The sequence below is a fragment of the Streptomyces sp. 3330 genome (assembly GCF_031456635.1).
In the GTDB taxonomy this organism is placed as follows: domain Bacteria; phylum Actinomycetota; class Actinomycetes; order Streptomycetales; family Streptomycetaceae; genus Streptomyces.
Genome location: NZ_JAVDVA010000025.1, coordinates 76,310 through 96,435, shown reverse-complemented (window position 1 = coordinate 96,435; position 20,126 = coordinate 76,310). Strand labels below are relative to the sequence as shown.

The window sequence follows — 20,126 nt, the reverse complement described above, 5'->3', positions numbered from 1 at the left end:
ACGGCGCCGCCCGTGGGAGCGAGCGGGTCGCGGCCGGAACCGCCGGGCACGGCCGGGCATCGCGGGTGGGTGCGAGGGGAGGCCCCCCGCACCCGTGCCGGCCGGATCGCTAGAGCGTCACCCTGGTGCCGCCCAGTGTCACCACCAGCCGGCCGTTCGAGGCGAAGGACCAGGCGAGCGCGCCGCCGTAGGAGGAGGCGCACCGGGAGCCGTTGGCGCCGGTCCAGAACTGGTTGGTGCTGTCGGCGTCACCCACGGTCTTGTCGTTGGAGCCGCTGACGCCGTACCGGCAGGACGTGTTGGTGCGGAACACCGAGGTCCCCGCGTCCCACGAGTAGTTGCGTTCGGCGTTGTCGATGCTCAGGTTGTTCGACACGGCCATGGAGCCCGGGTTGCTGTTGTACGTGAACCCGTGATGGCCGTTGCGGTAGGCGATGCTGCGCCGGACGACGTGGTCGACGGCGATGTCGTCGCCGCCGAGCTTGTAGCCGTTGCGGTCGCCGTTGGTGTTCACGGTGCCGTCGGAGAGGGTGCCGTTGGCGTAGGAGAGGGAGTCCTCGATGGTCACCGGGCCGATGGCGCCGGTGTCCGTCTTGGTGTAGAGGTCCCAGCCGTCGTCGATGTTGTGGTGCGAGACGGCGTAGCGGAAGACGTTCCCGGTCCCGGTGGTGAGCTTCGCGGCGAAGCCGTCGGCGTCCTCGCCGTCGGAGTCGGCGTTGTCGTGCGACTCGGCGGAGAGGATCAGGTTGTCGGACGGCCACTGCGCGGCGGGGGTGCTGGAGGCGATCCGGCCGAGCTGGAGCCCGGTGTCGTGGTTGTAGCGGGTGACCGTGCGCTCGATGACGTTGTGGCTGCCGCCGACGTAGATCCCGTTGTCACCGGCGTGCTCGACGACGATGCCGTTGACGTGCCAGTACGAGCCGAACAGCTGGAGCCCGCGGTTCGACGAACTCTCGCTCTGCGCGGAGAAGTCGAGGACCGGCGTCTCGCCCGGGTAGGCCGACAGCGTGGTCGGCGCGCCCGCCGTGCCGTTGCTGGTCGCCGGGACGGTGACCGTCGAGGACGGGGCGTACGTCCCGCCGCGCAGGTAGATCGTGCCGCCCGCGGTGACCCGGCTGATCGCCGAGGTGAGGGTGGTGGGGGCCGACTGGGTGCCGGCCGCGCCGTCCGTGCCGCTCGGGGAGACGTAGAGCGCGCCGCCGGCGGGGGGCGTGGTGCTGTCGGCGGTCGTCGCCTCCAGGTAGTCGACGTTGGGCAGGCCGGCCGCGGCGGTCGGGGTGAGCCGGACGGTGTTGCTGCCCGCGTTCAGGGACACGGTGAGCGACTTGGTCACCCAGGTCGACCAGGCTCCGGTGGCCTCGAAGGACGGCGTCTGGACGGCCGTCCCGTTGACGACCAGCGAGGCCGGGCGGGCCGCGGTGGTGCCGTTGGCGAAGCGGACGGCCAGCGTCGCCGTGCCGGCCGTGGCCGCGTTCACGGTGAACTGGGCGTATCCGCTGGTCGCGTTGGTGCCGTTGCAGAATCCGCTGCCGGAGTAGCCGGCCCAGTCGGAGTCGACGGTGCCGGAGCAGACCGCCGGGGAGGTCTCCGCCTCGTAGCGGGTGGTGGTGGCCGCCTGGGCCGTGGTGCCGGACAGCGCGACGAGCGCTCCGGCCACCAGGCTGACGCCGGCCATGACGGATCTCAGCTGCATGATTCATCTCCAGGAACGGAACGAGTGCGGTCGGCCGAACCAGAAAGCGCTTTCTCCGGGAAGTTAGGGGCGGGGCACGGGGGCGTCAAGGTACGCGTACCTGTTTTTCGTTCACATGTATGTACGACGGCGATGCGTGTGACGGGGTGCGCTCCATCCCCTCAAGGGATCCGTGCAGGAGCGTCACACAGACTGCACACAGTCCCTCGAACGAGTCGTTAGCGTTGCCGGCCATCGGACCCCGCGCAGGAAGATCTGGGAAGACCGCAGATGGACTACTGCTCCACGTGTCGCCGGCACCTCAACGGCGCCCTGGTGTGCCCTGGATGCGGCGCCTACGCTCCCGACATCGCACCCGTCAGGGTCGACCGCGGCATCGCTCCCGCCCCGGTCGCGATGTCCGCGCCGAAGCCCACACCGAGGCCGACGCCGCCCGCCGCCCCCTGCGCGGACACGGCGGCCCCGGCCGTCCCGGCGCCCGGCCCCGAGCACGCGCCGTCCGCCGCGTACGCGCCGCAAGGGCGGGCGGCCCGGCGGCGGCAGCTGGCCCGTTGGAAGAAGAACCAGCGCCGTGCCGTGGTCGCGACGGCCGTCGCCCTCGTCGGAGGCGGGCTCACCTTCACCGCGCTGGACCGCCAGACCGGCGACCAGGCACAGGCGGCCACGGTGCCGGAGACCCCGACGACGGCGGGCGGCGAGGAGCCGACCCTGGAACACACCCGTCCGACGGTGACCCGCTCCGACGCGCGCCGGACCTCGCCCTCGCCCGGCGCTCCCGCGCGGTCGTCGGCGAACACCCACCCGGACTCGGCGGCCTCCACCCCCGCCGCGGTGCCGTCGGTCCCCCGGCAGCGAACCGGAACCTCGTCCTACGACGGAACGGCCACGGCGCCCACCGCCGCGGCCGGCGCCACGGACACGAACGGCTCAAACGGCACCGGGCAGCAGTCGTCCGGTTCCACCGCGACCGGCGGCACGGAATCGTCGACCTCGAACGCGAACTCCGCGGGCGGCGGCTCGTCCTCCTCGTCCTCCTCGTCCTCGTCCTCTTCGTCCTCGTCGTCGAACTCTTCGTCGTCCTCGGGCTCTTCGTCGTCCTCGTCGACGGGCACCGCGCCTGCGGGGACCTCGCCCTCGGACGTCTGCCTGCTGGGTCTGATCTGCCTCAGCTGACCGGCCCTGACGCCCCTTCGCCGCGCTGGACGCGCCGACCCGCGAGCGCCTCCGGGACGACGTCCGGCGGGTGACCGCCCCTACCGGCCGGACCACGGGCTTCGTGACCCACTCGGCGGACGAGGCGGTGTTCCTCGGCTCGCGCACCGTCGTGCCGACGGAGAGCCCGGGAACCGTCGCCCTGGACCTGCCGATCACCCTGCCGCGCACCGGCGCGGACGCCGACGCACCGCGCGAGTCCCGCGGATTCGCCGACCTGCGCGCGCAGGTCGCCCACGCCGTCGCGTCCGCCGCCGCGGCCCGACCGCCGTACCGGTACGAGAGGGGGGTGCACCACCCTGCGCGGCGACCGGCCCCGGGGCACGGGGGACCCGGGGCACGGGGGACCCGGCAGCCCAGGGGGACTGAGCGTTCGAGGGGACCGAGGGGCTCAAAGAACCGAGGGACTCAAGGGGACCGAGGGGTTCAAGGGGTTCGGGGAACTTATCGGGGCGGCCGTGAGTTTCTACGTTGCTGTAGATCTTGCGCAGTCATCTCCTCCGCCCCGACCTACCTTCTGGAGTTCTCATGGCCCTGTGGGACCGCATCAAGGAGTCCGCGTCGACGATGCAGACCCAGCTCGTGTCGAAGAAGAACGACCTCAAGAGCGGCGCCTTCCGCGACGCGAGCATGGCCATGTGCGCCCTGGTCGCGGCCGCGGACGGCACCATCGACCCCGCGGAGCGGCGCCGGGTGGCGCAGCTGATCGCCTCCAACGAGGTGCTGCAGAACTTCGACGCCACGGACCTTCAGCGGCGCTTCGACGACAACCTGAACAAGCTGACCGCCGACTTCGACTTCGGCAAGGTCAGCGTGCTCCAGGAGATCGCCAAGGCGAAGAAGAAGCCCGCCGAGGCACGGGCCGTGATCCAGATCGGCATCGTGATCGGCGGCGCCGACGGCGACTTCGACAAGACCGAGCAGGCCGTCGTACGGGAGGCGTGCTTCACCCTGGACCTGCCGCCGCACGAGTTCGACCTCTGAGCGGGTAGGGAACCGGCGCCGGGCCCGGAGGCCGCCGGCTCCCGAACCGTCGCTCCCCGGCCACTGCGGGGCGGGGACGCGACGGACGGCTTCCGGGCCCCGGCGCTCGACGGGCGGCGGAACCGGCGTCCGTCAGCCGGCGTCCGTCAGGCCGGTCGCGGTGCCGTTCTCGTCCCAGCGGACCTCCAGGACGCGGGTCACGGCGTCCCGCTCGATCGGCCCGAACACGTGCGGGAACAGGGTGCCTTCGGGGACCCCGGGCGGCGGCGCGGGCGCGGCGGCCTCCCACGCGCAGGGCGCGGTGAGCCGCTCCTCGTCGAGCAGGAGCGCCAGCAGCGGCCGCGGGCCGGTCCGGTAGAACGCGTTGACGACGGCGAGCGTGGTCCGCTCGTCGGGCGAGCAGTGCACGAACCCGTCCCGCGCGAGCGACGCGGGCGCGTAGGGCCGCTCGGGGTCGGTGTTCCAGTCGTCGAGCGGTACGACGTGATAAATCATCACCCCGTTATACAGCGGGCGTTCACCCGCCCTCGGGGAGGTCGATGATCTTGCCGTTCTCGTCGAGGGTGTGGGTGCTCCAGTAGGTGTCCCACTGGTCGCCGACCTTCTCGGGGACCTTGCCCTCCGGATAGCGGGCCCAGCCCTGCGCGGGCTCCTCGTCGTCCGGCACGCAGTCGCTGCCGCTGCTGTTCACCGCCAGCACCGGGTACTCGCCGCCGCCACAGCTCGCCTCCTCGATCCGGAAGGAGCAGCCGGTCAGCGTCATGACCGCCACGGCGGCCGCCACCGCGGCGCCCGCCAGGGCGCGGCCCGCTCCCACTCGACTCCTGGTCATACGCACGGTCGGCTCCTCTGCACGGATCGGCGGCCGGTCGGCCCGACGGCCGTACCGGTGATGCGATCAGCCTGCCGAGCGGAGGGGCCGGGGCTCTTGAGTACGGATACTCATCCGCCGGGGACGGCGTACTCGACACTGCCGAGCGGCGAGCTGTCGGTCCCCGGCCGCTCATCCGGACCTGTGCTACCGTGATAAAAGTGGCAGTTTCGGTTACCAGAGGCTTTTGAGTGCTCTTCGACCTTCCGTCGACGGGCACTCTTTTTGTTTTTTGGGGCTTTCCCGTTCCTGCCGCACCCGGGTCCGCAAGGTGCGGAGTCCGGGCATTGCCCCATAGGGAGATTCAACATGGCATCTGGCACCGTGAAGTGGTTCAACTCGGAAAAGGGCTTCGGCTTCATCGAGCAGGACGGTGGCGGCGCTGACGTGTTCGCCCACTACTCGAACATCGCCACGTCCGGCTTCCGTGAGCTTCAGGAAGGCCAGAAGGTTACCTTCGACGTCACTCAGGGCCAGAAGGGCCCGCAGGCGGAGAACATCCAGCCCGCCTGAACCGCCTGACGCCGCCTGACGCTGACGCTGACGCGATCGGCTGCGCATCACGCGGACAAGTGGCCGGGGCCCGCACTCCTGAGTGCGGGCCCCGGCCCATGGCATTTTGCCCTTTCGAGGAAGGTATCGGATGAACCGCAACAGCTCCGTCCGCTCCCGTACGGACCGGCGCCAGGGCGCCCCCTCCCGTTCGGCCAAGCCCGGGCGGAGTGGACGCGGGAGTCGTCCCGCCGCGTCCGGCGGTGAATTCGCGCTGCCCGTGACCCTCACGCCGGGACTGCCGGCGGTCGAGTCGTTCGCCGAGCTCGACATGCCCGAGCGGCTGCTGTCCGCCCTCGGCGCCGAGGGCGTGACCACCCCGTTCCCGATCCAGGCCGCGACGCTGCCGAACTCGCTGGCCGGCCGGGACGTCCTGGGCCGTGGCCGCACGGGTTCCGGCAAGACCCTCGCCTTCGGCCTCGCGCTGCTGGCCCGCACGGCCGGGCAGCGGGCCGAGCCCCGGCAGCCGCTGGCCCTGGTCCTCGTTCCCACCCGGGAACTGGCCCAGCAGGTCAACGACGCCCTCACCCCCTATGCCCGCGCGCTGCGGCTGCGGCTCGCCACGGTGGTCGGCGGTCTGTCGATCGGCCGGCAGGCGAGCGCTCTGCGCGGCGGCGCCGAGGTGGTCGTGGCCACGCCCGGCCGCCTCAAGGACCTCATCGACCGGGGCGACTGCCGACTGGACCGGGTCGCCATCACGGTCCTCGACGAGGCCGACCAGATGGCCGACATGGGCTTCATGCCGCAGGTGACGCAGCTGCTCGACCAGGTGCTTCCCGACGGCCAGCGGATGCTGTTCTCGGCGACCCTGGACCGCAACGTCGACCGGCTGGTGCGCAACTACCTGCACGACCCCGTCGTGCACTCGGTCGACCCGTCGGCGGGCGCCGTCACCACGATGGAGCACCACCTGCTGCACGTGGAGGACGAGGACAAGCACGCCACGACGACGGAGATCGCCGCCCGCGACGGTCGCGTGATCATGTTCCTGGACACCAAGCACGCCGCGGACCGGCTGGCGAAGAAGCTGCTGGCGGTCGGGGTGCGCGCCGCGTCCCTGCACGGCGGCAAGTCCCAGAACCAGCGCACCCGGACGCTGGCCCAGTTCAAGGACGGTCACGTCACGGTGCTGGTGGCGACCAACGTCGCGGCCCGCGGCATCCACGTCGACAACCTCGACCTCGTCGTCAACGTCGACCCGCCCGCGGACCACAAGGACTACCTCCACCGCGGCGGCCGTACGGCACGCGCCGGGGAGTCCGGCACCGTCGTCACGCTGGTCCTGCCGCACCAGCGCCGGGAGATGACGCGTCTGATGGCGGACGCCGGCATCACCCCGCGGACCACCCGGGTGCGTTCCGGCGAGGCCGAGCTGAGCCGCATCACCGGTGCGCAGGCGCCGTCCGGCGTGCCCGTCGTCCTCACCCCGCCGCCCGCCGAGGAGCGGCCCGCGCGTTCGGCGTCCACCGCGCGCTCGCGCCGTGGCCGTCCTGCGGCCCAGGGCGGCGGTCGTCCCGCGGCCCAGGGCGGACGACCCACCTCTCAGGGCCGTCGCCGCTCCCCCGCCAAGGGCAACGGCAACACCGCGAACGGCCGCTGAGCCCGGGCCGGGGGCCGGCGGGGGCTCACGCGCCGTCGTCCTCCGCCCGCGTGTGGGCGACCAGCGCGTTGGCGTGGCCGTGTCCCAGCCCGTGCTCGGTCTTCAGCCAGGAGACGAGTTCCATGTGCCGGGTGAGCGGCGAGGCCCGGATCAGGGCCTTCCACTCGGCGATCGGACGTCCGTACTTCTTCTCGATCGACGGGAAGTAACTCGCGGGGCCCTTCACTGTTTCGGTCATGTCCGTACGACCGGCCGCGCCGCGAGAAGTGATCGGCACGGCCGCCGTGATCCGTGTCACGCTCCTGCGGCCGTCGCGCGGAGCGGCCCCCGCGCTCACCCGCCGCCGGCGGCGTACAGGGCGTAGGGCAGCAGGATCGCGGGGAGGGTCAGCAGCCGGGGTGTGAACGGGCGGCCCTTCGCGAGGGGCCGCAGGCCGTCGAAGAGGACGAGCAGCAGCGCGACGAACGCCGCGGACAGGACGAGCCCGATCAGCACGAAGCCGCTGTTCTCGATCTGGTCGTACGTGCAGTGGTCCAGGTCGCGGCGGCCGAGGTCCTCCTGGGTGCAGTGCCCGTGGCTGAGGTACCAGCGCGCGCACAGCACGGTGACGGCCGTCGGGAGGCCGATCAGCAGGTGTACCAGGAGCGGCGGCAGGCAGCCGCGCAGGACGGACGGTGCGGTACGCATCCGGCCACCCCACCAGGGCGGGGCCGGGCGGGCTGTGGCGGAAGCCACTCCTCCGGTCACAGGCCTGTCACATCGGCCCCTTCGCGCCGCGCCGCACATCGGACAACGGGACCGGGCCCGGCCTCGCGGTGCGTGCGCCGGGCGGGGGTGGTGAGCGGTCGGCCGGGAGCGGGGGCCGTCGAGCCGGGGGCGGGCGGCGGTCAGACGGGGGGTCCGCCGAAGCCGATCTCGTTGCCGTCCGGGTCGTGGAAGGTGACCTTGCGCACGCCGTTGGAGTAGGTCTCCCGCTGGGTCGGGGCCAGGCCCCGGCGGGCGACCGCCTCGATCCGGGCGTCCAGGTCGTCGACGAAGAGGGTGTGCAGGGCGTGGCCCCCGTGGCCCGGGCGGTGCTCGATGTACAGGTAGCGGTGTTCGCCGAGTTCCCAGACGGCCTCCGTGTCGTTCGGGAAGAACGCAGGCGGGGCGCCGAGCAGCCGCTCGTACCAGGCGAGGGCCGCTGCGTAGTCGTTGACGGGGATCCCTGCGAAGAGGTCGACGGCCATGTCCTCATCGTAGGTCCGGCGGCCCGCGACGACCCGGCGCCGCGCAGCCGCCTCAGTCGTCCAGCACACCCCGCAACTCGCCCCGGCGCCGTATACCCAACTTGCGGTACGCGCTGGTCAGGTGGGTTTCCACGGTACGGCGGGCGACGTGCAGGAGCTCCGCTATCTCGGTGTTGGTGCGGCCTTCCGCCGCGAGTTCCGCGATGCGCCGCTCGCTGCCGGTGAGGGCTCCGGAGCCGGTGTGGGCGGGCGTGGTGCGGCGGCCTCCGGCGGTGCGGAGGGCCTCTTCGGCGTAGGTCAGCAGGCGGACGCTGCCGAGCCGTTCGGCGCGTTCGGCGCCCTCCCGCAGATGGTCGCGGCCCCGCCCGCGTTCACCGGCGGCGGTCAGCTGCCGGCCGTGGGCGAGGAGGGAGGCGACGAGTTCCGCCTCGGCCGGGGAGTCCCGCAGGACGGCCACCGCCTCCGCGCCCAGTTCCAGCCCCCGCCTGCCCCGGGTCGCCCGGCCCAGGACCCGCAGCGCCCGTCCGGTCGTGCGCGGGGTGTTCCACACCCGGGCCAGCCGCAGTTCCTCGGTCGCCAGGGCCAGCGCCTCCTGGGGGTTGCCCAGCGCCAGCCGGCACTCCGCGGCCGCCGTCCGCCACGGCGTGACGACCGGGCTGAGGACGGCGCGGGCGGACTGACGCCGGCCGCACTCCAGGAAGTCGTGCAGGGCGCCGGCGACATCGCCCTCGGTGAACCGCAGCACGCCCCGCGCGTACAGGAACCGGTTCAGCTCCCAGGAGTCGGAGGTGTCGCGGAGGTCGAAGGTGTCGGCCAGCCGGCGCGCCTCCTGCGTGCGGCCCGTCTCGACCAGCGCGAGCAGGGTGTGCGCGTCGGCGTTGACCGGGCCGCCGCCGGTGCGCCGGCCACGGGCCCTGCCGGGAAGGGCGTCGAGCAGCGCGCCGTACGCGCCCCGCGCCGCCGCGATGTCCCACCTGGTGTCCAGCAGGGCCTGTTCCATCGGGTGCAGCAGGGTCGGACGCTGGCCGGCCAGCCCGCGCTCCACCAGGCGTTCCGCCTCGTCGAGTTCGTCGGCCCACTGGGCCACCGCCGCGGCCGTCCCCAGCAGGAACGGCTCGGCGAGGGGGTCGGCGGGTTCCGTCAGGAGGGTGCGCAGCCGCCGCATCGCCTCCTGCGCCGGGAGGTCGCCCGCGGTCGCCGCGTACCGCACGAGCAGGGCCTGCCCGGACGCACCGACGAGTTCCGGGGAGCGTTCCGCGGTGTCGGTGAGCCAGCGGTAGGCCTCCCGGCGGACCGTCTGGTCCTGGTCCGAGAGCAGCGCGGACGCGGTCTGGAGGGCACGCGCCAGGTCGGGGTGGCCGACCAGCCGGCCCTCCAGCCGGCGCAGCACCTCCACCGCCGTACGGACCTCGCCCCGGCCCACCAGCGCGGTGCCCAGCGCGATGGCCGTACGGACCTGGTCGCGGGGTGCGGCGGGCAGGTCGAGCGCCTCGGCCAGCCGGGGGATGCCCGCCGGGGTGTCCGCGGAGGCGTACTCCAGCGAGCCGAGTTCGGTGAGCAGCCGCTGCCGCAGGTCGTCGGGCAGCGGTTCCTGGAGGGCCCGGCGCAGGTAGCGGACGGCGTCGCCGCGGCGGGCGTCGCGCGCGGCCACGGTGGCGGCGTCGCGCAGTACGCGCAGCGCCCAGGACAGACCGGCGGGCGCGCTGCCCAGCAACTGCCGGGCCACGGCGTCGAGGTGATCGCCGCGGCGCAGCATCGCCTGGGCGACCGCCTGGTGCGCGTCCTGACGGCGGGCGGTGGACCAGCCGCCGAGGACGGCGTCCCGCAGGAGCGGGTGCGCGTAGCGGGGCCGGCCGGCCGGGTCCGGGCGCAGCACGCCGAGCCGCGTCATCGCGGTGAACCACCCGGAGACCCGGGCCGGGTCGGCGCCGGAGGCGTCGGCGACGAGGGCGGCCAGGGTGTCGGTGGCGGCTTCGGCGGCGGTCTCGGTGGCGGTCTCGGTGGCGGCGGTGGCGCACTCCGTCGTGGTGGTGGGGTCGGTGGGGTCGGCGGCGGTCAGGGCCGCGTGCGGGGCGTCGAGGAAGGGGGCGGGGCCGGGGACCGGGACGAAGAAGGGACCGGGGACGGCGTTGCGGGTGACGGAGCCCTCCGCGCGCCCGGCGCCGTCGGCCGCTCCGGCGGTCTCGCCCCGGTCGGGCCGGTCACGCCGGGCGATCCGGTCGGCCTGATCACCCGGTTGGCGACCCGTGCGATCCGAGCGTTCCGCCTGTTCCAGGGCCGCGAGGGTCCGGGCCACCTCCGCCGTCGCCGGGCCCGCGCTGTCCAGCCACCAGGAGACGGCCGCCGGGTAGGAACCCGGGTACAGCGCGGCGCACGTCCTCGGGACGGCCGTAGGCGGCGGGGCGCCGTCGAGGTCGTCGAGCAGGGCGTGCAGAAGCAGCGGACTGCCCGCGCCGGCCCGCACACAGTCCGCCGTCCACCGGTCCGAGGCGGTCGGGAAGGCGGCCCGGACCAGGTCGGCCGAGGCGTCGTCGGTGAGCGGGGCGAGGGTGTGCGTGCGGACCACGGACGGGGACAGGGAGTGTGTGAGACCGGCGGGCCGCGGGTCGATGTCGTACTGACTGCGCTCGGTGGCCACCATGAGTACCGGTAATCGGTCGATCCGCCGGGCCGCCTCCACGAACCAGCGGCGCGAGGCCTCGTCGGCGAGGTGGACGTCGTCCACGGCCACCATGAGCGGCGTCTCGTCCGCGTAGGAACGCAGCAACCGCCACAGCCGGGCCGCGCTTCCCCGGTCGTCGTCGCCCGGCCCGACGTCAGCGAACTCCGGCACGGAGCCGAGGAGATGGAGCACCGAGGAGAACGGCAGCGCGCTGTCGTCGGGCGAGCAGCGGGCGCGCAGCACCCGCAGGCCCAGGTGGGCGGCGTGCGCGGCGGCGGCCTCCAGGACGGCGGACCGGCCGGTGCCCGTGGCCCCGCGCAGCACGACGAGACGGCCCGCGCCCGCTCGGGCCCGCTCCGCCTCCGCCGTGAGCAGCGCGTGCGCGTCCTCGCGTTCCCGCAACGGTCCGGTCATCCCTGCCTCCTGCTGTCGGGCACATCGGACTTGTCCATGTACACGTAGAGGTCGTGTGGTTCGGTACGGGTCCGTGCGGCCCTTGTGGCGAGGCTCACGGTGCCCTGGCGCGCACCGACCGAAGAAGCTCTGACCTGCGACGATGCAGGTGAATCGTGGTGGTGGGGGGCTTGCTCTCGTGGTCCGCCTCGTGGTGCTCCACGATTGCGCGCGCCCCGGAGGTCACAGAAGTCTGGACCGTACCCACCCGTCACCGAGCCCTTTCGGACGGCGGGCCCGTGAACTTGGGGGAAACGGTTGCTCAGCTCACCACGGACACCAGAGACCGGTGCCGCGGGCATCGCCGCGACAGGCGTCGGCGTTCCCGGCATCGCCGTCGGCACCCGACGGCGGATCCCCGTGGCCGTCCAGGCACCGGACCCGATCTCCCGCGAGGGCGCGGTCAGCCAGTTGCGCGGGCGGCCCGAGGTCGAGGTCCGCGAGGAGGTCTCGGCCGCGGCCGGCACGGTGGCGCTGCTGATCGAGGACACCCTCGACGAGGGGGCGCTGGGCCGGCTGCGGCGGATCGTGCGCAGCGAGGGGGCCCGGGCGGTGCTCGTCGTGGGCACGATCCGCGAGACAGAACTCCTGGACGTCATCGAGTGCGGGGTCGGGGCCATCGTCTGGCGCCGCGAGGCCACCGCGCACCGGCTGGTGCAGGCGGTGCTGGCGGCCCACCGCGGCGACGGCGACCTGCCCGCCGACCTGCTCGGCAGGCTCATCAGCCAGGTGGGCACGCTGCACCGCGGAGCGGCGGGCCGGCCCGGCGCCCCCTCCCTGGGGCTCGCGCCGCGGGAGGTGGACGTCCTGCGGCTGGTCGCCGAGGGCCTGGACACCGGAGAGATCGCCAGCAAGCTGTCCTACTCCGAACGAACCGTCAAGAACGTCATGCACGGACTCACGACGCGGTTGCATCTGCGCAACCGGGCGCACGCTGTGGCATATGCCCTACGGGAAGGCTACATCTGACCGAACGGGCAATCGAAGGCGGACACGCGGGCAGGATGCCCTGCCCGGCCGCCGACCCCGTCGCTCCTGCGGATCGGGGCCCGTCCGGGGCACGATCGTCGGACAGTGGGTGTGGCACGGCAAGTTGAGGAGCACGACGGTGATCCACGAGGTGGACGAGGTCCTCAAAGGGCTGCTCGGGGGCGGCGCGCTCGCGGGGTCCGGGATCGACGTCTCCTTCGAGGCGCCGACCCGGGACTGGGCGGCCCGGCGCAACGCCCCTGTGATCAACACCTACTTGTACGACATCCGCGAGGACGTGACCCGTCGCCAGCGCGGCCAGATGGCCGTGCGGGACGAGCGGGACGTCGTCGTGAAGCGCCGCCAACCGCCGCGCTGGTTCCGGCTGTCGTACCTGGTCACCGCATGGACGCGCACCCCGCAGGACGAACACCGGTTGCTGTCTGCCGTGTTGGCGACGCTGCTGCCGCGCGAGATGCTGCCGGCCGAGGAGCTCCCGGGCGCGCTCGGCGCGTTGGGGCTGTCGATGCCGGTGACGGTGGCCGGCATCCAGACCGAGTCGCGTTCCCTCGCCGAGATCTGGTCCGCCCTGGGCGGTGAGCTGAAGCCGTCGCTGGACCTGGTGGTCACGGCGCCCTTCCCGGCCTACCCGGAGTACGACGCGGGGCCGCCGGTCACCGAGGGCGCGGCGGTCCGCCTGCGCGGGATGGACGGCGACCCGCCGGAGTCCGGCGAGCGCGCCCACCGGCCCCACCAGGTGGCGGCGGCCCGCGCCGCCCGCGAGGCCGGCGCCCGCCACCCGGACCAGCGGTGAACGGCGCGTACACGGGGGCGCCCACGGCATCCGCCTCGACACCGGCGCCCGCCCAGGACCCGGTCGTGACCGACGGCGGTACGCCCCCGTCCGGCCCCTCGGGCCACGGCGCACACCGGGACCCCGGACCGTCCGCGGCCGACACCGGCACCCTCGCGCCCGGCACCGACCCGGCCGACGCCGACACCCTCGGCGCCGCTGCCCTGGGTGGCGAGGGCGTCCCGGGTGGCGACGGGGAGTGCGCGGAGCACAGCGGGCCCGATCTGCGGGGCGGGGCCGCCGCCTTGCTCGTGCGGCTCGGGGCGCTGCGCGATCGGGTCGGGGCGCTGGTCGACCGGCGGGCCGCCGTCGATCCGACGGCCGCCGATCCGCTGCGCGGCCTCTACCTCTCCGAGGAGGCGGTGCGTCACCTGCTCGGGGGCGGCCCGGCCGCCGTGCGCGCCGACGCCGCGACCCCGGACCCGGACCCGGCCGACTCGCTCAGCGCCCTCGCCGCCCGGCTCCGACTCACCGAGTTGGACGCCGCGATCCTGCTCGTCGCCCTCGCGCCCGACCTGGACCGCGCCTTCGAACCGCTCTACGGCTACCTCAACGACGACGTGAGCAGGCGGCGGGCCACCGTGGGCCTCGCCCTGGAGCTGTGCGGGATCCCCGCCCACCGGGCCGCGGCCCGCGCCCGCTTCCACTCCGCGGCGCCGCTGCGGGCGTACGGGCTGCTGGACGTGGAGGAACCCGAACGGCCCTTCCTGTCGCGCTCGTTGCGCGTGCCGGACCGGCTGCTCGCCCACCTGCTGGGCGACGACACCCCGGACGCCGCCCTGCACGGGCACCTGCACCCGCTGCCCCCGGAGCTGCCCGCGGACGACGCGGACTTCGTCCGGCTGCTGGCGCACCGGATACGGGAGGGCGGCCCGCTCACCGCCTATCTGCGCGAGCACCGCGAGGGCGACGGCCTCGCCGCGATCACCTCCGCCCTGCGCGCCGCCGGCGTCGGCGCCCTCCGCTTCACCGGGCCCGAGGACCGCGTGCCCGGCCTGCTGCGCGAGGCACGGCTCGGCGGCCGGGCGGTCGTGCTGTCCGGGCTGCCGGACCAGCCGGGGCATCTGATCGGCGCGCTGACCGACGCGGCGGACGTCACCGTCCTCGTCACGGACCCGCGCCCCTACGACCCGCACTGGTCCACCCACGATCCGCTGGTCCTGGACGCTCCGCGCCGCCGGGCCGGCGGGACGGCCGCCTGGGCGGCCGCGCTGGACTCCGCCGGCACCCCCGACGCCGCCCCCGGCTTCGACCTCGCCGCCACCGTCGCCCCCTACCGCCTCGGCGGCGAGCGGGTCGCCCGGGCCGCGCGGGCCGCCTCCGTCCTGGCCGCCTTCGAGGGCGGGCCGCTCACCGCCGACCATGTGCGGCTGGCCGCGCGGCAGCAGTCGGCGTCCGGCCTCGAGCGGCACGCGCGGCGGATCCGGCCGGACGTCGGCTGGCAGGACCTCGTGCTGCCCGAGCGGCCGCTGACCCAGCTGCACGAGCTCGCGCTGCGCGCCCGGCACCGCGACCGGGTGCTCGGCGACTGGCGGCTCAGCGCCGGCGGCGGGCGCGGCCGAGGGGTGCTCGGACTGTTCGCGGGCGAGTCCGGCACCGGCAAGACGCTGTCCGCCGAGGTGGTCGCCGCCGAACTCGGCCTCGACCTCTACGTCGTGCAGCTCTCCTCGGTCGTCGACAAGTACGTCGGCGAGACCGAGAAGAACCTGGAGCGCATCTTCTCCGAGGCCGACCGCACCGACGCCGTGCTGCTCTTCGACGAGGCCGACGCCGTCTTCGGGAAGCGGTCGGAGGTGAAGGACGCGCACGACAAGTACGCCAACATGGAGAGCGCCTACCTGCTTCAGCGGCTGGAGTCCTTCGACGGCATCGCGCTGCTCACCACCAACCTGCGCGCCAACATCGACGATGCGTTCACCCGGCGCCTGGACCTGGTGGTCGACTTCCCGTTCCCGGACGCCGGGCAGCGGCTCGCGCTGTGGCGGCACGGGCTGGGCCACGTGCCGTGCGCCGCCGGCGTCGATCCCGCGCCGCTGGCCAGGGACTTCGAGCTGGCCGGCGGTTCGATCCGCAGCGCGGTCGTCACCGCCGCCTACCTCGCCGCGGGACGCGACGAGCCGGTCGGCGACGGCGACCTGCTGGAGGGGGCCCGCCGCGAGTACCGCAAGGCGGGCCGTCTGGTCCCGGGCGAGGCCAACTGGTAGGCCGGAGCGCCCCGTCGGCCGCCGCCTACTGGGCGCGCCACTTCTGGTTGGGCGTCCCCGAGCACGTCCACAGCTGAAGCTTCGTGCCGTTGCCGGTGCCGTTGTCCTTGGCGTCGATGCACTTGTCGGCCTGCGGGTTGACGAGGTCGCCGTACTGGCTCAGCACCCACTGCTGGGCGGGGTTGCCGGAGCAGTTGGCCACCTGGATGACCGCGCCGTCGTCCTTCGACCCCCAGGCGACGTCCATGCACAGGCCGAGCGCGCGCACGGTGCCGTCGCTCTTGAACACCCACTTCTGATTGGCCGACCCGGCGCAGTCCCACAGCTGGAGCGGGGTGCCGTCCTTGCCCTTGCCGTTCTGGGCGCCGGTGATGTCGATGCACCGGTCCGAGCCCTGGCCGATGATCACGGCGCCGGGCACCGGGGCCGCCGTCTGCGTGTCACCGGAACCGCTGGACCCGCTCCCGCCGCCGCTGTCCGACCCCGAGGAGCCGCCGGACGTGGAACCGCCGCTGCCGTCCTCCTCCTCGGCCGGGGCGGAGGACGTCTGCTGCTCGGGCAGCGGTGCGGCGGAGGCGTCCACCTTCGGCGCCGACGGCGCGGAGACGGACGGGCTGGGCAGCGCGGTGCTGCCGGCCTCCGCGAGCTTCTCGCTGGCGCTGGTGTTGACCTGCGGCTTGTACGCCAGCCAGATCATCACGAACGCGATCGCGAGGGCCACCGTCAGGCTCAGCGCGGTGGCCAGCCAGCGCGGCAGGAACCCGCGCTGCACGAACGTGCCGTCCACCGAGAACGGCACGGCCCCGGACCGCTGCACGCTCAGCGCGTACGGCCGCTGTTCCTTCGAGCCGAACCAGATGATCTGACGGGGGCGCAGCGTCGTGTCGACGAACACCGCCCGGCCCGGCTCGATCTGCACACTGGCCGGCCGGAACTCGTAGCCGAGGTGGTCGCCCATGTCGGCGCCCGCGACGGACGCCGTCAGACGGGTGTTGCCGATGTTGTCGATCGCGAGGCGCGGCCGCCCGCGGAAGCGTCCCTTCACGGTCGGCGGCACCAGTTCGGCCCGCATCTCGGTGAACGGTGTGATCGTCAGGTTCCCCTCGGGGACGGTCACCGCCTCCGGATGCTCGGTCGGGGTGATGCGCACCGCGTAGGGGTTGGGTCCGGCCGTCGCGTCCGGGGTGCGCGGCGGGGCGAAGGTCAGCTCGACCGTGCCCGTCGTGCCCGGGTACAACCGCAGCGTCTGCGGCTCCACCGCCGTCCAGGGCGCCACCGCGCCGACCGCCTCGAAGCGGTACTCGTCGACGACGTCACCGGTGTTGCGCACCCGCAGCCGTACGGTCGTAGTGCCGCCGGGGTCCACGGTCGCAGCGGCCGGTTCCAGAGAGGTCCACAGAGTCACCTGTCGACGCTACGACGCGGGACGGGGGCCCGTCAGGAAGCCCTGGGGCACGACCGCTGCCCGAAAGGGCCGAGCGGCCGTGCCCGTCCACCCGGTTCCGGACCGGGTGTCACGCGTGTCAGACCGTGAAGCGGACGGCCTCCAGCTGGAGCTTCTGCTCCATGGGGCTGCCGCCGTAGATCCAGTCGCCGTCCTTGGTGCAGCCGCTCCCCAGCCAGCCCCGGTCCTTGATGTGCGGGTTCTGGCAGACGGAGCCCTCGATCGTCTTGATCGTGTAGCCCTCCATCGCCGCGACCGCCGGCTTGCTGGAGCCCATGTACATGTCGACGCCGTCGCCGGCCTTGGACCACTTGTCGCCGGTCAGCCAGCCGCCGACCACATGGGCGGCGTTGCCCGTGACACCGCCGGTCCTCGCCGTGGCGATGTTGAGGGCCTTGATGGGCAGGTCCTTGCCGGTCGTACCGGCGATCGCGCCGTCGCAGACCGGGTCCTGCCAGCCCTTGTCCGCCACGTAGGCCCGGTAGCAGATGTGCCGCCCGTCGCTGCGCGCCGCGAGCTTGTTCACGGCGACGGCCGCGGTCTCCTGCTTGGGCTTCACGGGGGCCTTCGACTCGGTGCCGCCGCCCCCGCCGCTCCCGCCGCCGTCGGCCGGGGCCTGGCTGGTGGCGGGCGCCTCGACCACGGCGGGGGCGGTCGGGGTGGGCACCAGGGCCGGGGCGCTGGGTGTGGCCGAGGGGCTGGGCGCAAGGGTGCTGACGCCGGCCTCCGCGAGCTTCTCGTTGGCGCTGGTGTTGACCTGCGGCTTGTACGCCAGCCAGATCATCACGAACGCGATCGCGAGGGCCACCGTCAGGCTCAGCGCGGTGGCCAGCCAGCGCGGCAGGAACCCGCGCTGCACGAAGGTGCCCTCCACCTCCAGCGCCTGCGCGCCCGAGCGGCGCACCGCGAGGCTGTAGCGCTGCTCCTCCTTCGAGCCGAACCAGATGATCTGACGTGGGCGCAGCGTCGTGTTCACGAACACCGCCCGGCCCGGCTCGACCTGCACATTGGCGGGCTGGAGCTCGTACGAGAGCCGGTCGCCGTTGTCGCTGCCGCTCAGCGAGGCGGTGAGCTTGGTGTTGCCGATGTTGTCGATCGCCAGGCGCGGCCGCCCGCGGAAGCGTCCCTTCACCGTCGGCGGCACCAGTTCGGCCCGCATCTCGGTGAACGGCGTGATCGTCAGGTTCCCCTCGGGGACGGTCACCGCCTCCGGATGCTCGGTCGGCGTGATGCGCACCGCGTAGGGGTTGGGTCCGGCCGTCGCGTCCGGGGTGCGCGGCGGGGCGAAGGTCAGCTCGACCGTGCCCGTCGTGCCCGGGTACAACCGCAGCGTCTGCGGCTCCACCGCCGTCCAGGGCGCGGTCGGGCCGACCGGCTCGAAGCGGTACTCGTCGACGACGTCACCGGTGTTGCGCACCCGCAGCCGGACGGTCGCCCGGCTGCCGGGGTCGACGGTGACGGAGGCGGGTTCGAGGGAAGTCCACAGGCTCACGCGCCGACGCTACGGGGAGGGCGGCGGGCGGGGTCAGAGGCGACGGGGCAGGGTGCTTGCCCTGCCGGGCCGCAAGCGGCTGCCCGAGGGGACCCCGCGGCCCGGCGCCGCCCCCGGCGCCGCCGCCGCGCTCCCACCGGGGCCGCCGCCGTACCGGCGGCGGGGAGGAGGGCCCGGACGGGTCCCGGCGGCCCGCACTGCCCCCGAGGGCAACAGCCGTGCCCCGGACCCTGCACCGGAAGCCGTTTCGAGAGACGCGCTTCGCGCGTGACGGTGAAAGACGTCCTGACGCGTACCCCGAGGAGAGCACAGCATGCCGTCCTACCTGTCGCCCGGCGTATACGTCGAGGAGGTGGCCAGCGGCTCCCGCCCGATCGAAGGGGTGGGCACCTCGGTGGCGGCCTTCGTCGGGCTCGCCCCGACCGGCCCCCTCAACGAGCCGACCCTGGTGACCAACTGGACCCAGTACGTGGCCGCCTTCGGTGACTTCACCGACGGCTACTACCTGGCGCACTCCGTCTACGGGTTCTTCAACAACGGCGGCTCGGCGGCGTACGTCGTCCGCGTCGGCGGTTCCTCGGCGGGTGCCGCCGGAGACGCCAAGTCGCCCGCCGCGGTGACCGGTCCGGGCTCCGCTCCGGCCGCCCTGCCGGCCGGTGAGCCGAAGCAGCTCGGCACGTTCACGGTGACGGCCGTGGCCCCGGGCGAGAACGGCGGCCCGCTGAGCGTGGAGGTCGCGGACGCGGAGGGCGAAGGCCCCGCCGAGCGCTTCAAGCTGATCGTCAAGGACGGCGACAAGGCCGTCGAGTCCTTCGACGTGTCGGCGAAGAAGGGCAACCGCTCCTACGTCGTCACCCAGGTCAAGGAGCGCTCCAAGCTCATCACCGTGGCCGAGGCCGCGCCCGCCGCGCAGCTGGCCCGCCCGGAGAACCAGACGGTCGCGCTGGCCGCTCCGCCGGCCGCCGCGCCGACCGACGCGGTCGAGACCGCGCAGCCCGTCGGCCCCGCGCAGTACCTGGGCGACAGCTCCGACCGCACCGGCTTCGGCGGCCTGGAGGCCGTCGACGAGGTGTCCATGGTCGCGGTGCCCGACCTGATGGCCGCCTACCAGCGCGGCGCGATCGACCTGGAGTCGGTCAAGGCCGTCCAGCTGGGCCTGATCGCGCACTGCGAGCTGATGGGCGACCGCGTCGCCATCATCGACCCGCCGCCGGGTCTGAACGCCCGTCAGATCCGGGTGTGGCGCCAGGAGACGGCCGGTTACGACTCCAAGTACGCGGCCCTGTACTACCCGTGGATCAAGTCCTTCGACCCGTCCGCCGGCAAGGCCCGGCTGATCCCGCCGAGCGGTCACGTGGCCGGCGTGTGGGCCCGCAACGACTCCGAGCGCGGTGTCCACAAGGCTCCCGCGAACGAGGTCGTGCGCGGCGCGGTGGACCTGGAGATCCAGATCACCCGTGGCGAGCAGGACCTGCTGAACCCGATCGGCGTGAACTGCATCCGGGCGTTCCCGGGCCGCGGCATCCGCATCTGGGGCGCCCGCACCCTCTCCTCCGACCCGGCCTGGCGCTACCTGAACGTCCGCCGGTACTTCAACTACCTGGAGGAGTCGATCCTGATCGGCACCCAGTGGGTGGTGTTCGAGCCGAACGACCACGCCCTGTGGGCCCGGATCCGGCGCAACGTCTCGGCGTTCCTCGTGAACGAGTGGCGCGGGGGCGCGCTGTTCGGCGCCCGTCCCGAGGAGGCCTTCTACGTCAAGTGTGACGAGGAGTCCAACCCGCCGGAGTCGGTCGACCTGGGCCGTGTGATCTGCGAGATCGGCATCGCGCCGGTCAAGCCCGCCGAGTTCGTGATCTTCCGGCTGGCCCAGTTCTCCAGCGGCAACGGAGAGCTGGAGGAGTAGGC

The 20,126-nt window shown here is 73.7% G+C and carries 18 protein-coding genes and 1 pseudogene; 8 read left to right on the top strand and 11 right to left on the bottom strand.

Annotated features, from left to right (window positions below; all coding sequences use genetic code 11):
- Window positions 1–109: 109 nt before the first annotated feature.
- The 3 genes from J2X68_RS32590 to J2X68_RS32580 all read right to left on the bottom strand — a co-directional run bounded on the left by J2X68_RS32590 (window position 110) and on the right by J2X68_RS32580 (window position 2,805).
- Complete coding sequence (locus J2X68_RS32590; protein ID WP_310436197.1) at window positions 110–1,693, bottom strand: carbohydrate-binding protein; 1,584 nt, start codon at window positions 1,691–1,693, stop codon at window positions 110–112.
- A 335-nt stretch (window positions 1,694–2,028) separates the two neighbouring features.
- Window positions 2,029–2,514: a hypothetical protein gene (locus J2X68_RS32585; protein ID WP_310436196.1), complete on the bottom strand. Its 486-nt coding sequence runs from the start codon at window positions 2,512–2,514 to the stop codon at window positions 2,029–2,031.
- A gap of 48 nt (window positions 2,515–2,562) precedes the next feature.
- Complete coding sequence (locus J2X68_RS32580; protein WP_310436195.1) at window positions 2,563–2,805, bottom strand: hypothetical protein; 243 nt, start codon at window positions 2,803–2,805, stop codon at window positions 2,563–2,565.
- Window positions 2,806–2,879: 74 nt separating this feature from the next.
- On the opposite strand from J2X68_RS32580, the pseudogene J2X68_RS32575 reads away from it, so the two are divergent.
- Together J2X68_RS32575 and J2X68_RS32570 are read left to right on the top strand one after the other, a co-directional pair.
- Window positions 2,880–3,164: pseudogene (locus J2X68_RS32575) on the top strand (ABC transporter ATP-binding protein); the annotation flags it as partial.
- A 269-nt stretch (window positions 3,165–3,433) separates the two neighbouring features.
- On the top strand, window positions 3,434–3,889 hold the full coding sequence (locus tag J2X68_RS32570) for a tellurite resistance TerB family protein (protein ID WP_057606168.1): 456 nt from the start codon (window positions 3,434–3,436) through the stop codon (window positions 3,887–3,889).
- 132 nt (window positions 3,890–4,021) lie between these two features.
- On the opposite strand, the gene J2X68_RS32565 is transcribed toward J2X68_RS32570, so the two are convergent.
- Both J2X68_RS32565 and J2X68_RS32560 read right to left on the bottom strand, forming a co-directional pair.
- Entirely contained in the window at window positions 4,022–4,384 is a 363-nt protein-coding gene (locus tag J2X68_RS32565; protein ID WP_310436194.1) for a DUF952 domain-containing protein, read from the bottom strand.
- Window positions 4,385–4,406: 22 nt separating this feature from the next.
- The gene (locus tag J2X68_RS32560; RefSeq protein WP_310436193.1) at window positions 4,407–4,721 is read right to left on the bottom strand and encodes an SCO0607 family lipoprotein; all 315 of its coding nucleotides are present in this window, start codon (window positions 4,719–4,721) and stop codon (window positions 4,407–4,409) included.
- 348 nt (window positions 4,722–5,069) lie between these two features.
- Between J2X68_RS32560 and J2X68_RS32555 the strand changes: the two genes are divergently transcribed.
- Both J2X68_RS32555 and J2X68_RS32550 read left to right on the top strand, forming a co-directional pair.
- Window positions 5,070–5,273 (top strand): cold-shock protein, encoded by a 204-nt coding sequence (locus tag J2X68_RS32555; RefSeq protein WP_020133270.1) that lies wholly within the window; start codon window positions 5,070–5,072, stop codon window positions 5,271–5,273.
- A 130-nt stretch (window positions 5,274–5,403) separates the two neighbouring features.
- Window positions 5,404–6,912: a DEAD/DEAH box helicase gene (locus tag J2X68_RS32550; protein WP_310436192.1), complete on the top strand. Its 1,509-nt coding sequence runs from the start codon at window positions 5,404–5,406 to the stop codon at window positions 6,910–6,912.
- Window positions 6,913–6,937: 25 nt separating this feature from the next.
- Here the strand turns inward: J2X68_RS32550 and J2X68_RS32545 are convergent, their stop codons facing one another.
- From J2X68_RS32545 to J2X68_RS32530, 4 genes are all read right to left on the bottom strand, one after another.
- Entirely contained in the window at window positions 6,938–7,150 is a 213-nt protein-coding gene (locus tag J2X68_RS32545) for a DUF4287 domain-containing protein (RefSeq protein ID WP_310436191.1), read from the bottom strand.
- A 95-nt stretch (window positions 7,151–7,245) separates the two neighbouring features.
- The gene (locus tag J2X68_RS32540) at window positions 7,246–7,599 is read right to left on the bottom strand and encodes a hypothetical protein (RefSeq protein ID WP_310436190.1); all 354 of its coding nucleotides are present in this window, start codon (window positions 7,597–7,599) and stop codon (window positions 7,246–7,248) included.
- A 200-nt stretch (window positions 7,600–7,799) separates the two neighbouring features.
- Window positions 7,800–8,141, bottom strand: coding sequence for a VOC family protein (locus J2X68_RS32535; RefSeq protein ID WP_310436189.1), 342 nt, complete (start codon window positions 8,139–8,141; stop codon window positions 7,800–7,802).
- A 52-nt stretch (window positions 8,142–8,193) separates the two neighbouring features.
- Window positions 8,194–11,217, bottom strand: a complete 3,024-nt coding sequence (locus J2X68_RS32530) for an AAA family ATPase (RefSeq protein WP_310436188.1) — start codon at window positions 11,215–11,217, stop codon at window positions 8,194–8,196.
- 297 nt (window positions 11,218–11,514) lie between these two features.
- Between J2X68_RS32530 and J2X68_RS32525 the strand changes: the two genes are divergently transcribed.
- From J2X68_RS32525 to J2X68_RS32515, 3 genes are all read left to right on the top strand, one after another.
- Window positions 11,515–12,225, top strand: coding sequence for a LuxR C-terminal-related transcriptional regulator (locus J2X68_RS32525; RefSeq protein WP_399041382.1), 711 nt, complete (start codon window positions 11,515–11,517; stop codon window positions 12,223–12,225).
- A gap of 139 nt (window positions 12,226–12,364) precedes the next feature.
- A complete protein-coding gene (locus J2X68_RS32520) occupies window positions 12,365–13,039 on the top strand; it encodes a DUF4255 domain-containing protein (RefSeq protein ID WP_310436187.1) in 675 nt (224 codons plus the stop codon).
- 263 nt (window positions 13,040–13,302) lie between these two features.
- A complete protein-coding gene (locus J2X68_RS32515; protein WP_310436227.1) occupies window positions 13,303–15,282 on the top strand; it encodes an ATP-binding protein in 1,980 nt (659 codons plus the stop codon).
- A 25-nt stretch (window positions 15,283–15,307) separates the two neighbouring features.
- Here J2X68_RS32515 and J2X68_RS32510 read toward each other — a convergent pair whose 3' ends face one another.
- Both J2X68_RS32510 and J2X68_RS32505 read right to left on the bottom strand, forming a co-directional pair.
- The gene (locus J2X68_RS32510) at window positions 15,308–16,687 is read right to left on the bottom strand and encodes a ricin-type beta-trefoil lectin domain protein (protein ID WP_310436186.1); all 1,380 of its coding nucleotides are present in this window, start codon (window positions 16,685–16,687) and stop codon (window positions 15,308–15,310) included.
- A gap of 118 nt (window positions 16,688–16,805) precedes the next feature.
- Window positions 16,806–18,218 (bottom strand): hydrolase, encoded by a 1,413-nt coding sequence (locus J2X68_RS32505; RefSeq protein WP_310436185.1) that lies wholly within the window; start codon window positions 18,216–18,218, stop codon window positions 16,806–16,808.
- 313 nt (window positions 18,219–18,531) lie between these two features.
- Between J2X68_RS32505 and J2X68_RS32500 the strand changes: the two genes are divergently transcribed.
- Window positions 18,532–20,124, top strand: coding sequence for a phage tail sheath subtilisin-like domain-containing protein (locus J2X68_RS32500; RefSeq protein WP_310436184.1), 1,593 nt, complete (start codon window positions 18,532–18,534; stop codon window positions 20,122–20,124).
- Window positions 20,125–20,126: the final 2 nt, after the last annotated feature.

What these genes read in the sequence shown, in the direction of transcription:
- J2X68_RS32590 (WP_310436197.1), bottom strand. Translation starts at nt 1,693, where the DNA reads ATGCAGCTGAGATCCGTCATGGCCGGCGTCAGCCTGGTGGCCGGAGCG.
- J2X68_RS32570 (WP_057606168.1), top strand. Translation starts at nt 3,434, where the DNA reads ATGGCCCTGTGGGACCGCATCAAGGAGTCCGCGTCGACGATGCAGACC.
- J2X68_RS32565 (WP_310436194.1), bottom strand. Translation starts at nt 4,384, where the DNA reads ATGATTTATCACGTCGTACCGCTCGACGACTGGAACACCGACCCCGAG.
- J2X68_RS32560 (WP_310436193.1), bottom strand. Translation starts at nt 4,721, where the DNA reads ATGACCAGGAGTCGAGTGGGAGCGGGCCGCGCCCTGGCGGGCGCCGCG.
- J2X68_RS32555 (WP_020133270.1), top strand. Translation starts at nt 5,070, where the DNA reads ATGGCATCTGGCACCGTGAAGTGGTTCAACTCGGAAAAGGGCTTCGGC.
- J2X68_RS32550 (WP_310436192.1), top strand. Translation starts at nt 5,404, where the DNA reads ATGAACCGCAACAGCTCCGTCCGCTCCCGTACGGACCGGCGCCAGGGC.
- J2X68_RS32545 (WP_310436191.1), bottom strand. Translation starts at nt 7,150, where the DNA reads ATGACCGAAACAGTGAAGGGCCCCGCGAGTTACTTCCCGTCGATCGAG.
- J2X68_RS32540 (WP_310436190.1), bottom strand. Translation starts at nt 7,599, where the DNA reads ATGCGTACCGCACCGTCCGTCCTGCGCGGCTGCCTGCCGCCGCTCCTG.
- J2X68_RS32535 (WP_310436189.1), bottom strand. Translation starts at nt 8,141, where the DNA reads ATGGCCGTCGACCTCTTCGCAGGGATCCCCGTCAACGACTACGCAGCG.
- J2X68_RS32530 (WP_310436188.1), bottom strand. Translation starts at nt 11,217, where the DNA reads ATGACCGGACCGTTGCGGGAACGCGAGGACGCGCACGCGCTGCTCACG.
- J2X68_RS32500 (WP_310436184.1), top strand. Translation starts at nt 18,532, where the DNA reads ATGCCGTCCTACCTGTCGCCCGGCGTATACGTCGAGGAGGTGGCCAGC.